The sequence below is a fragment of the Pseudomonas urethralis genome (genome assembly GCF_021602465.1).
Lineage (GTDB): Bacteria > Pseudomonadota > Gammaproteobacteria > Pseudomonadales > Pseudomonadaceae > Aquipseudomonas > Aquipseudomonas vlassakiae.
The window spans coordinates 447,315-461,088 of record NZ_BQIJ01000001.1 but is presented as its reverse complement, the minus strand read 5'-3'; the positions used below and the strand labels follow the sequence as shown (position 1 = coordinate 461,088).

Annotated in this window: 2 protein-coding genes; both read left to right on the top strand. The window is 63.1% G+C overall.

Annotated features, from left to right (window positions below; translation table 11 throughout):
• Positions 1 to 13,242, top strand: a complete 13,242-nt coding sequence (locus L6D64_RS01975; protein WP_176507893.1) for a hemagglutinin repeat-containing protein — start codon at positions 1 to 3, stop codon at positions 13,240 to 13,242.
• Positions 13,239 to 13,598 carry a DUF596 domain-containing protein gene (locus tag L6D64_RS01970; protein WP_176507894.1) on the top strand — a complete coding sequence of 120 codons (360 nt, stop codon included), beginning with the start codon at positions 13,239 to 13,241 and terminating at the stop codon, positions 13,596 to 13,598. The genes L6D64_RS01975 and L6D64_RS01970 overlap by 4 nt, the downstream gene beginning before the upstream one ends.
• Positions 13,599 to 13,774 lie beyond the last annotated feature (176 nt).

Sequence of the window (13,774 nt, the reverse complement as noted above, 5' to 3'; positions counted from 1 at the left end):
ATGGACGTTCGCCTGTTCGCCTTCCTGGCCCGCCAACGCTCGGCCCGCATTCAGCCGCGCGAGTACTTCTGCGGCCTGCCCAAACGTGCCCTGGCGCTACTGCTGGCCAACGTCATGTTCTGGCAGCCGTTGTGGGCGCAGGCCGAAGGCATCGCGGTCAGCGGGGCCGGTACCAGCCTGGGGCAGGCAGGCAACGGCGTGCCGATCGTCAACATCGCCGCGCCCAACGGCAGCGGCCTGTCGCACAACCAGTTCAGTGACTACAACGTCGGCCAGCAGGGGTTGATCCTCAACAACGCCACCGATCGCACGGCCTCCACGCAGCTGGGCGGGATCATCCTCGGCAACGGCAACCTGCAGGGCAGGGCCGCGCAGATCATCCTCAACGAAGTCAATGGCGCCAATGCCAGCCAGCTGCGCGGCTACACCGAAGTGGCCGGGCAGGGCGCCCATGTCATCGTCGCCAACCCGCACGGCATCAGCTGTGATGGTTGCGGCTTCATCAATACGCCGCGGGCCACACTCAGCACCGGCACACCGGTGATCAGCAACGGCCAGCTCACCGGTTACCGGGTCGACCAGGGCCAGATCGCCATCGAAGGCGCAGGCGTCAACGCCAACAACCTCGACAGCTTCGAGCTGATTGCCCGCAGCGCCAAGATCAACGCCGAGATCCAGGCACGCAACCTGACGATCATTGCCGGGCGCAACGACGTCGATGCGCATACCCTGGCGCCCACCGCGCGGGCCGATGACGGCAGCGCCAGGCCGGCGCTGGCGATCGACTCCAGTGCCCTCGGCGGCATGTATGCCGGTGCGGTGAAACTGGTGGGCACCGAGGCCGGCGTGGGCGTGCGCCTCGATGGCCAGATGATCGCCAGCGGTGGCGACATCCAGCTCGATGCCAACGGTCAGTTGCGCATGAACCAGGCCAGTGCCAGCGGCAATGTACGGGTCCAGGCCCGGGCCATCGATGCGCAGGGCCCCGTGCATGCCGGGCAGCAGTTGCAGATGAGCAGCCAGGGCGACCTGGTCAACCGCCAGGGGCTGACAGCGGCCGGCCAGGTGCAATTGAGCGCGGGTGGCCAGCTGAGCAACCTGGGCGGTATCCAGGCGGGTATTGCAACCGATGGCAGCCGTGTTGCCGGCGCTGACCTGGAGATCTCCGCAGGCGCGGTGGACAACCGCAACCAGAAGCTGATCGCCAGCCGCGACCTGGCGGTGAACGCTGGTAGCCGTCTGGACAACCAGGGCGGCAGCGTCAATGCCGGGCGTAACGTCGTCGCCAATGCTGCGACCGTGGACAACCGCAAGGGCCGCATCGCCAGCCAGGCTAACTTGAGCCTGTCCGGCGGCAGCCTCGACAACAGCAGTGGCCAGCTTTACAGCGACGCCGCGCTGACCGTCCGCCTCGACCAGGTGCTCGACAACCTCGATGGCGTGGTTTCCGGCGAAGGGTTGAATATCCACGCCCTGGCCCTGAACAACCAGCGTGGGGTCGTGACCAGCGACGCGGGCCTGGTATTGGTCACCGGTGCTGGTATCGACAACCAGCAAGGCGAAATTTCCAGCAGCGGCGACAGCCAGCTGCGTGCCGCCAGCCTCGACAACCGCAAGGGTGTTCTCAGTAGCAACCAGACGTTGCAACTGGACCTCAACCAGGCCCTGGACAACCGCAATGGGGTCGTGGCCTCGGGTCAGGCGTTGGCGGTGAATGCCGCCAGCCTCGACAACCGCGAGCAAGGCAAGGTACTGGGCGAAGGCTCCGTGACGGCCAAGGTGGCCGGGCTGCTCGACAACCAGGGCAACGGCCTGATCAGTGGCCAGGGCGCCACCGAGATCGACGCCGGCCAGCTGGACAACCGGGGTGGGCGCCTGGTGGGCAAGGCGCTGCTGACCCTCAAAGGCCAGCAATGGGATAACCGCGGCGGCTGGATCAATGCTGCCGGCGCGCTGACGCTGACCGTCGACCGCCTCGACAACCGCGACCAGGGCCTGGTCAGCGGCCAGGCCCTGGTGCGCTACAGCGGCACCGAACTGCTCAACCGCCTGGGCGTGTTCGGCGCCCAGGGTGACCTGTACTTGCAGGCCGAACACCTGGATAACAGCGGCGGCAGCCTGACCAGTGCTGGCGACCTCGACGGCCGCATCACCCGTGTCGAGCAACTGGGCGGCAAGCTCTCTGCCAATGGTCAACTGAGCCTGCTCGGCAGCTCGCTGGTGAACCAGCAGGGCGGCGTGGTGGGCGCGGGACAAGGCCTGCGCTTGACGGTTGCCAACGTCGACAACCGCGGCGGCGAACTGTCGGCTGCCCAGTCGATCGGCATTGACGGCCAGCAGTTGGACAACAGCGGCGGCCAGGTGCTGGCCGGTACCGACCTGGCGCTGACCGTCGGCCAAGTGATCAACCAGGCCCAGGGCCTGCTGCGTGCCACCCGACAGCTGACCCTCGACGGGCAGGCGCTGGACAACCGCAGCGGGCGCCTGTCCGGTGTGCAGAGCACGCGCCTGCAACTGAGCCAGGCCTTGGACAACGGCAAGGGGTTGATCACCACCGAGGGCAACCTTGCCATCGGCGCGGCCAGCCTCGACAACCGCGACGCCACCTTGACCAGCGCCGGCACACTGACCCTGGAGAGTACCGGTGCGCTCGACAACCAGCGCGGCTCGATCACCGCCGACGGCGCCCTCGACCTGCGCAGTGGCAGCCTCGACAACCGCGCCGGCGAGCTCGGCGCCCAGGGCGCGATCGACCTCGCCACCGGTGCGCTGGACAACCGCGACAATGGTCATGTGGTCAGTAACGACCGCCTGACCCTCAAGGCCGGCCAGGTCAGCAACGCGGGCAGCGACAGCCGTATCGACAGCGTCGGAGCCTTGTCGCTCAGTGCCAGCGGTTTCGACCAGCAGGCCGGGCGCCTGCTGAGCAACACCTCGATCACCCTCGACCTGGGGCAGGGCGCGCTGGTCAACCATGGCCTGATCAAGGCGCCGGTGCTGGTGCTGAACCACCTCGGCAGCGTCGACAACCAGCGCGGTATCATCGCCAGCCCGCAAGCCTTCAGCCTGGCCGCGACCACGCTGGACAACCGCCAGGGCCAGGTGCTCAGCGACGCCGGCCTGACCGTGCGCATCGCCCAGGCCCTGGCCAACGCCAAGGGCCTGGTCTCGGCCAATGGCCTCGATCTGCGCGCCGCCAGCCTGGACAACCAGGGCGGCGTGGTCAGCAGCCGTGGCAACCTGGCCCTGGCCATCGATGGGCGCCTGGACAACCGCCAGGGCACGCTGGTGAGTGATGCCGCCAGCCAGTTCAGCGCCGCAGTGCTGGACAACAGCCAGGGCCAGGTGTCGAGCAAGGGGCGTCTCGATATCGACGCCGGCACGCTGGTGAACACGGCCGGCACGCTGATCGGCCTGGATCAGTTGCAGGTCAAGGGCGCCCAGCTGGACAACCGTGCCGCGGGCCTGCTGGGCAGCAATGGCGCGCTGACCCTGAGCGTAGGCCAGGTCGACAACCGTGGCGGTGAAATCACCGGCAAGGCCGGCGTCGAGGTCACCGGCAGCCTGCTGGACAACAGCGACGGCGGCCTGCTGGTCGCCGGCAGCGGCCTGACCCTGGCCTTGCAGCAACTGCTCAACCGCAACCAGGGCGCCATCGAAGCCCAGGGTGGCCTGACGCTCAGCGGCGCGACACTGGATAACGATGGCGGGCGCCTGACCAGCCAGCAGGACATGACCCTGACCTTGACCGGTGAAGCGCTCAACCGCCTCGGCATGGTCAGTGCCGAGGGCCAACTGGCCCTGATGGCGCAACGGGTGGACAACAGCAGCGGGCAGATGAGCAGCGCCGGCCAGCTTCGGCTGACCAGCCAGGGCGAGCTGCTGAACCTGGGCGGCGAGCTGCTCGGCGACGCCGACATCGTGCTGGCCAGCTCCAGCCTCGCCAACACCGACAAAGGCGTGGTATCGAGCAAAGGCGCGCTGGCCATCAACACCGGCCACCTCGACAACAGCCGCCAGGGCAGCCTCGGCAGCAACCGTACCCTCGACCTGCGCGCCGGCCAGCTGGACAACCGCGACGGCGGCCGCATCGGCAGCCGCGAAGCGCTCACCGCGACGCTGACCGGCCTCGACCAGCAGGGAGGCAAGCTGTTCAGCGACACCTCGGTACACCTGGACCTCAACCAGGGCCAGCTGGACAACCGCGGCGGCCTGATCAACGCCCCGTTGCTGGTGTTGCACAACCTGAACGGAGTGGCCAACCAGGGCGGCGAGATCTCCAGCGCCCAGGCCTTCAGCGTGGACGCCAAGCAGCTGGACAACAGCAACGGTCGGTTGCTCAGCAACCAGGGCCTGATGCTGCGGGTCAAGCAGCGGCTGGATAACCTCAAGGGCCTGATCGGCGCCCAGGCGCTGGATGTTCACGCCGGGTCGCTGGACAACAGCGGCGGCACCCTGAGCAGCCAGGGCGGCATGCAGTTGGCCATCGATGGCCTGTTGACCAACCGCGGCCTGATCGAGGCCCGCGGTGCGCTGGCCCTCTCCAGCCAAGGTCTCGGCAATCGCGACGGCAAGGTACTGGGCAGCGCGATCGACCTGACGCTTGGCGGTGGCGACCTCGACAACACGGGTGGCCTGATTACCACGGCCGGGCAGTTGACCGTCAAGCAACTGGGCACGCTGATCAACCCGAATGGCGAACTCTCGACGGCCCAGGCGCTGCAACTCGATGCCAGTGCCGTGGACAACCGCGCAGGCAAGTTGATCAGCGAGCAAGCGCTGGCGCTTACCAGTGGTGCAATCGACAACCAGGGGGGCCTGATTTCCGGTTGGCAGGGGCTGACGGTCAGCGGCCAGCGTCTCGATAACCGCCAGCAAGGCACCTTGTCGAGCCGCGCGGGGTCAGTGCAGGCCAACATCGCCGGCGCGCTGCGCAATAGCGAGGGTGGCGCCCTGGTCGCCCAGCAGCGCCTGGACGTCAGTGCCGCCAGTCTCGACAACAGCGCCAAGGGCGTGCTGTCCAGTGCCGGTGCGCAACACCTGGCGGTCACTGCTGCGCTGGACAACCATGACGGTGGCCTGATCGATGCGGGCGAGCAGCTCGACATCGATGCCCAGGCCCTCGACAACCGTGGCGGGCGCGTGGCCGCCCAACAGGCGCTGAAGCTGAGCGCTTCACGCCTGGACAACAGCGCCGGCAGCTTCATCGCCCAGGGCGACCTGACCCTCGACCTGCTGGGTGACCTGATCAACCGCCAGGGCAAGCTGGCCAGCGGCAAGGCGCTGCTGATCCAGCGTGCCAACCAAGTTGATAACCAAGGCGGCGAGATCGCCAGCCAGGGCCTGCTGAAACTGCTGGCCGCCAGCGTCGACAACAGCCAACACGGCACCCTGGCCGCCAGCGGCCTGCTCACCCTCACCAGCAACGGGGCGGTGAACAATGCGGCCGATGGCCTGATCTACAGCCAGCAAAGCGATGTGAACCTGCAGGCTGCCAGCCTCGACAACAGTAACGGCACCGTTCAGGCAAGCGGTGCGCTCAGCGTCAAGAGCCTGGGTGATTTCGCCAACCAGCGCGGCAAGCTGATCGCCCAGGACGGCATCCTCGACCTCGGCGCGGCCAACGTCGACAACCGTGGCGGCACCCTGGCCAGCCTCAAACGCTCCCTGGCCGTGCGCACCACCGGCGTGCTGCGCAACGGCAGCGACGCGGCCGGCCAGCGTGGCATCCTCCAGGCCTTGAGCCTGGACCTGCAGAGCGCCAGCCTCGACAACCACGGCGGGCGCATCGCCGCGCTGACGGGCGATGCCCTGATCCGCACCGGCCAGCTCGACAACCGCGACGGCGGCGTATCGGCCGGCGGCCTGCTGAAGGTGACTGGCAGCAGCCTGCTCAACGGCGGCGATGCCCGTGGCGAGATGGTTGGGCAGCGTATCGAGCTGGGGCTCAGCGACGCCCTGGACAACCGTGCCGGCGTGATCGAAAGCTCGACCACTTTCGCCATCAGTGCCGCCAGCCTGGACAACCAGGGCGGCCAACTGCGCGCACTGGGCACCAGCGGCCAGAGCCAGTTCGCCATCGGCGGCCTGTTCGACAATCGCGCCGGCGTGGTGGAAGTCGGCAACACCGACCTGACCCTAGGCGCCGGCGTACTGCAGAACGTTGGGGGCAGGGTGCTGCACGCGGGCAGCGGCGTGTTCGACATCGACACCCTCAACCTAACCCGTGCCGGCGGCAGCCTGATCACCCGCGGCGGCCTGACCTTGACCGCCGACACCTGGACCAATGGCAGCGCGATCCAGGCCGGGCGCCTGACCGTCAACGTCAACAACCTCACCCAGACTGCCGACGGCCAGCTGTTGGCGTTCGACAGCCTGGTGGGCAATGGCGGCAACTGGAGTAACGATGGCCTGATCGCCAGTGACGGTGACCTCCGCCTCAACCTGGGCGGCCTGTACAGTGGCAATGGCCGGGTCAGCAGCCTCGGCACCCTGGGGGTAAGCGCGGCGCAGATGGACTTGGGCAGCAACGCCAGCATCACCGGCGTAGGCAACACCACGGTCAACGTGACCGGCCAGCTGAACAACCAGGGGCGGATGAGTACGGCAGGGGACCTGCTGGTCAATGCCGGCATCCTGAACAACCTCGGTACCCTAGGCGGCAACCAGCTGGTGCGGGTCACCACGGTCAGCCTGCGCAATGATCATGGGTTGCTGTTCAGTGGCCAGGACATGCAGCTGTATACCGGTAGCCTGACCAACTTCTATGGCGATGTGTACAGCCTCGGTGGGCTGACTGTGGCGCGGGATGGGGCGGGTAATCTGGCGGATCTGCTGGACAATGTTTCCGGCAGCCTGGAAAGCGACGGGGACATGCGCCTGAGTGCGACGCGTGTCGACAATCGCAAGGAGTACATCAAGACCTCCAGCAAATTGGTGTCGAGCGCGATCGGTCTGCGTTCAACTGCTGCAACCAGCGGGCATTTCGTGTTGCAGGAGCACTACGAGAACGTGCTGGAAGCGGATTCGCAGGCGGCTAGAATCGCCGCTGGGCAGGATCTGGTAATGAATGGCGGTGATTTCACCAACGATGCTTCGGTGGTCACGGCAGGACGCAATTTGCTGGCTAATTTCGACGACTTCAATAACGTCGGTCGTGCGTTGGGCAGCTACTCGACACTGAGGTCTTTCAACCTCCAGGGCCAGAACCCAGACTTCTGGTCGGAGGCGGTGCACTACAACGCCGCCAACGATCCTGGCTATCGCCTCCAAGTGGTTGACGGGTCTCGTTATCGAGGTGGCGTTGGGACATTTCGACATTGGGATGCAGGTTGGAATGAATCGACCGTTGCTCCTCGGCTGACCAGTTCTCCACAAGCGGGTGAAGAGACCATGAGCGTTGGGTGGTATCGTTCATGGGGTTGGAGAAAAGGTGTTGAGTTCTTCCATGTTGCGCCCTCATACAACAGCGGTGTGCGGGCAGCACTGCCCGCGTCGGTAGCCAATGCCAGCTTCTTCGATACCCGGACTCTTTCCGATCCAAACACGGGCACTGCAATCAATGCCGTGGTCCAGGCCGGCAATCTGGTCCAGATCAACGCTCGACAGAACCTGAGCAACAGTGTCGTGCAGCAGGGCCAGCTGGTCGGCACTCCAACCGGCAGATCATTCGATCCTCAGTTACCAAGTGCTGGCAACAACACGGTCATCACCGTTCACAGCCAACTGCCACCCGACCTGGCACGCCAGCAGGTCAATCCGCTGGACCTGGGCGGTTTCACCTTGCCCATCGGGCAGAACGGCTTGTTCCGCCTCAGCGGGCAAGGTGGTAATGCTGCGACCGTATCGGGCCAGCAATGGGACCTCGGCACGGGCAGTGTCACCACCCAGAGTCGTCAGGGCAACGTACCCGGTTCGATGCCGGGCGGATTGCAAGTGGCAAATGCGGCCGCTTACAACCTGACTGACAGCGACATCGCTAATGTCGCTCACCAAGGCCGGACGGTTGGTGGCCGTGCCAGTGCCCTCGGGGTAAACGCGCCGGGAGATACCGCAGTCGATTTCGCGATGCCGCAGCGGCACGCAAACACCGGTGGCGATCTGGGTATCAATATCCCGGGCGTCACTCGCTTCCCGGCCAGCCAGTACGTCAGCAAACCCCAAAAGTACTTGATCGAGACCAATCCGGTGCTCACCGAACTCAAACAGTTCATGAGCTCCGATTACCTGCTCGGTAGCCTGGGCTACGACCCGGATAACAGCTGGAAACGCCTGGGTGACGGCCTATATGAGCAACGTCTGGTCCAACAGGCAGTGGTGGCCCGTACCGGTCAGCAGTTCATCGATGGCAAGACCTCGGGTGAGCAGCAGTTCAAGTACCTGATGGACAACGCCATCCGTAGCAAGGACGAACTCAACCTGAGCGTCGGCGTAGGCCTGACTGCTGCCCAGGTGGCGGCGCTGACTCACGACATCGTGTGGATGGAGCAACATGTCGTCAACGGTGAAGCAGTCCTGGTGCCGGTGCTCTACCTGGCCAATGCCGACAACCGCTTGGCCCCCAACGGCGCGCTGATCGCCGGCCAGGATGTCGAGTTGATCGCCGGCGAGGACCTGAGCAACGTCGGTACCCTGCGCGCCAGCCGCAACCTCACCGCCACGGCGGGCAACGACCTGGTCAACGGCGGCCTGATAGAGGCCGGCGAGCGCCTGGACCTGCTGGCGGGCAATAACCTGGTCAACAGCGCCGGCGGCATCATTGCCGGGCGCGATGTCAGCCTGACCGCTGTCAACGGTGACATCCTCAACCAGCGTGACCAGCAGCGTCACAGCATGACCTATGGCGGCATCACCAACCAGTGGGGCTATCTCGACAACGCCGCGCGCATCGAGGCCTCAAATTCCCTGGAGTTGAAGGCCGGCCAGGACATCAAGAACATCGGCAGCGTGATCCAGAGCGGGGGGGACTTGTCGCTCAGTGCCGGGCGCGATATCAGCGTTCTTGCGGTGGAGCAGCGTGAAGGCTTCTATTCCGGGTCCCAGCGCAACAGCACCGTGCAGCAGTCGGGCGCGACCCTTGAAGCCGGGCGGGACCTGAGTATCGGTGCCGGACGCGATATCTCCGCAGTCGCCAGCCAGATCGACGCAGGCCGCGACATCGCCATGGCTGCCGGTGGCGACCTGAACCTGACCTCGGCCGCCGACGAAGCGCACAGCTTCAGTCGTAGCAAGAAAGTCACCCAGTCCAAGGACCTGGTCACCCAGGTCTCGACCACGGTCAACGCCGGTGGCGATATCTCGCTCAGCGCCGGCCAGGACATGGCCGTCGTCGCCAGCCAGGTCAAGGGCAAGGGGGATGTCGACATCGACGCCGAGCGCGACCTGACCATCGCGTCCGACCAGGACGAAAGCGCCTCCTACTACCTGAAGAAGAGCAAAGGCTCGTTCGGCCGCAGCAGCTCGACACAGAAGGAGAGCTACCACAGCACCAACGTCGCCTCGGTGATCGAGGCCGGCGGCGACCTTACCGTCAACGTCAGCAAGACCGACAGCGGCGGCATCAGGCTGGACGGCGGCCGCGATGTCAGCGTGATCGGCAGTCAGCTCAAGGCTGGCGGCGACCTGATGCTCGGCGCCACCGGCGATGTGGCGGTGCTGTCTGGGGTCGAGGAGCATGGCGAGTACAGCAAGAAGACCAAGTCCGGCTTCCTCGGCCTGTCGAAGAGCGGCAAGAGCCAGCTCAAGACCAGCGCCACCCAGGTCGGCAGCGAGCTGGACGCCGGCAACGACGTGGTCATCGCCGCCGGCAGCGACGTGCGCCTGCGCGCCAGTGAAGCCAATGCCGGCAACGACGTGGAGTTGCGCGCGGGGCTGATCGACAAGGAAGGCGACATCAACCTGGTGTCGGCCAACGACGCCGCTTATAGCTACAGCGATTCCTATAAGAAAAAAGTCGGCATCTCGGTTTCATCTGGGGCCGTCGTCATTCCTTCGGTATCGGTGGCGTCGGCAAAAAAAGCTGGCCAGGAAGCACGCAGCAGCACCAGTGTCGCCAGCCAGGTCTTAGCCGAGCGTGATGCCACACTGCAGGCCGAGCGCGACATCAACCTGCTGGGCAGTGGTGTCAACGCCGGGCGCAACGTCAGCTTGAATGCCGGGCGCGACGTCAACGTGGCGGCGGCGGAGAACCAGAGCGATACCCGCAACTGGTCGCAGACCTCGAAAGTCGGCCTGAGCACCAGTGCCGATGACAACGGCATCAAGGCCTTCGCCGGTGTCGAAAAGGAAATCGCAAAGGACCGGCTGCGCGAGCAATTGGCGTCGGCCAGCCAGATCAAGGCCGGGCAGGATCTCGACATCAAGGCCGGTCGCGACATCAACCAGACCGGTTCCGACCTGGTGGCCGGGCATGACATCAGCCTGGATGCCGGCCGCAATATCAACATCGACGCAGCGCGCGAAACCCGTGTGCTCGAGCAGGAGCGCGAGTACGCCAGCCAAGGTGTTGGCGGTTCGATCAATCACAACTTCGGTAAAACCAAGGACGCCCTGAGCAACGCTGGCAAGGGCGAGAACGCGGTCAGCCAAGGGTCCAGTACCCTTCAGGCAGTGGACTCGCTCAACCAGTTCCTGGCCGGCCCGACGGGTGATGTCAAAATTGGCAACAGCTCGCAAAAGAGCCAGCAGACCAGTATCGAGCAAAGTAACCGTGGCTCCAGCCTGGACGCCGTCAACGACATCCGATTGCAGGCCGGCAACGATGTCACGATCACCGGCAGCGGCGTCAAGGCTGGGCGTGATATCGACATCAAGGGTCGCGACATCAACATCGATGTCGCCCATGGCAGCAGCAGCCAGTCGAGCCGTGAGTCGCAAAACTGGGCTGGTATCAGTGGTGGTAGCAGTGGCGGGCTCAAGGTCGGTATCGGGGCCAGCCATGGCGCCGCCGGTGCCGATGGCACCCAGGGGACTTCGTCGCCAAGCCAGCTCGAGGCAGGCCGCGATATTCGCCTCGATGCCAGTCACGACCTCAACATCGTAGGTTCCGAGATCAAGGGCGGGCGCGACGTCGACCTGGCCGCCGGTAATGACCTGAACATCCGCGCTGCGCAGAACGATTCCAGGTACGAGCAGAATCGCCACAGCGGGGGCGGTGAAGTGGGGCTGGCGTTTGGCTCGGAAGGTATCGGCGTCTATGCCAGCGTCAATCTGGGCAAAGGCAACCTCGAGCGCGAAGCCCAGCGCCATCAGGAGGCCTATGTCTATGCCGGTGACCAACTGAAATTCACCAGCGGCAAGGACACCAACATCCAAGGTGCCCAACTGCGCGGTGACGAGGTCATCGGCCGGGTCGGCGGCGACCTGAACGTGGCCTCGGCGGTCGATACTGGCAAGGTCAAAGGCAAGGAATTTGATCTCAGCGCGACTGTCACGATCGGCCCCGGCGCAGGCATCAGTGGCTCGGTCGGCTATGGCAAGACCACCGGCAAGACCGAATGGGTCGAGGACCAGACACGTATCACCGGCCGCGACAAGGTCGATATCCGCACCGAGCACCACACCCAGCTCGACGGCGCGTTGATCGCCGCCGACAACGGCAACCTCAAACTCGATACCGGCACCTTGGGCTACAGCGACATAGCCGGCAAGGACCAGGAGCACGGGTACTACCTGAATGTTGGGGGGAGCTGGAAGCAAGGCTCCGGGACGACGCAGCAGGATGCCAGCCAGCAAGGGAAGGGCGAAAAAGGCGAAAACGGCTGGAGCGTCAGCGGTTGGGAGTATGAGAAAGACCGTGAGCAGATCGTGCGGGCGACGGTGGGGGCGGGAGAGATCACCGTTCGCGAGGATGCCGCGACGGGGCAGGATTCTATCGTCGGCCTGAATCGCGACCTGTCCAAAGCCTACGAGATTACCCGCGATAAAGAGTCGCGCACCGATCTCTATGTCACCGGTAGTTCGCTGCATGATGCGTTGAATCCGAAGGAAACGTTACAGAAGTGGAGCGACGGATTGCTCAACTATGACGATACAGCACTGAAGAATTTCGAAGCGGCAAGTGTTGGTATCAATGCCACGCTCAACCGCCTGGATCGCTTGATGGGGCGGCAGTGGGCGCCAGGTGTCATGGGTGTTACAACTCGTGAGTTCGCTGAACAGACCCTGGAGCAATTGATTCTCAGTGGTAAGAGTCGCAGCGAAGCCATGGCGCTGATGGCGGATGAAAACTTTCAGAACAATGTGCTGGGTGAGTTGAGCCGCTTCTGGAACATCAAGCCTGAGACCATAACAGAGGCAAAGGAAATTGTTGACCAGGCCATGAAGCCGATGGGTGTTGCGGGCACCGTTTTACTACCTGAGACAACCGTCTATACAAAGGAATTGACCCTGCTGCAGGACAGCCTGCGCTCGATGTCGTACATCAACGATTACATCGAAAATAATCCGGAAAAAGCCCAAGCGATTGGTATTATTCTGGCTCTGACGCAAGGTCCCAAGGGGGTCGTCCAAGCGGTAGCGATGAGCGCTGCAGAGCAGACTCCGTTGGGCCAGGCACTGATGGAGCGGCTGCAGGGATATCAGGACTATGTAGGACAGAAAATTGCTGAATACATGGAAGGTAAGGATCTTAGTAAAGATGAGAAATTCGATCGGCTGCTGATGGGCGGCGGTAACCTCATTGCCAGCATCATCGGAACGGGCATCTCGTCTATGCACAAAGGGGGCACTGAGAAAGCACCCAATGAGGGGCATGCGCATAAGCCGGACGGGAAGGATAGACCAGAGGCCAAGGGAGGGGAAGCTCCGGATCCCCAGGCGGGAGATACACCAAAGCCACTCTCAAAGCTGGAAAAGCTCGCGAATGAGCGTATGGATGAGATAATTTCGCAGTTTGCGGATAAATCACAGCATCCTAAGGATTTCAAACTGACGATTGATGGTAAAACGCTGAAAACTGATCCTAAGGTTAGTGACAATGCACCCGTATTTATTGGCGCTTCTGACGATATGGTGAAGTCCTACTTCCTGCAGCTTGGTGGAGTAGAGCATTTGCCGCCTGTACAAACGATCAGTATCCGGGGGGAATCAACCAACCTCTATGTGCTGACGCGGGAAGATGGTGTAAAAATTAATCTGCGCGACAGGTCAAGCTCCGGGATGGAGACCGGTGCGAACTGGACTATAGATATTATAAAACATCCAGATCTGAAAGCTAAAAAGGTAGAGGTAAAGTTCAAATGATTTCTTGTTCTCGTGATTCGGAAGAATTTAAAGAAATTGTAGGGCGGAGTGAAGGTTTTGCGGTGGATGCGCTTTGGCTGAATGTGTGTGATATATATTCACATGCAAATTATGAAGACCAAAAAAGAATTTTTCTGCAGGTGCTAAGATATCTTCTCTTAGACAGTCGTGTGTATTTAGCTGCAAAAAAACCTTTGACTGGCACACTTGAGGAACAAATAGCAGAATTTGAGTCGGCTTGGCCTGCTGAGGAGGATATTCACGACGATATTTTCTGGGCAACTAAAGCCGGAGAGTGCTGGGTTCCAGGAGGGCTTGTCTGGGTTTACGAGGATGGCCATGAGGTTCCGACATGATCGAATCGCCCCCCATAGCGGCCTCACGGATCAAGTTATCAACTGGCTGCTTGGCATTCCATTCAACATGCATAACTAAAATGGATGCCACGTTTGGCAGTTTGGATGTCAGCAAATGTGACTGTCGTTTGCGCCTTTGAGCGTTACCTAAGTATAAGTCATTAAACTCTGCCTTC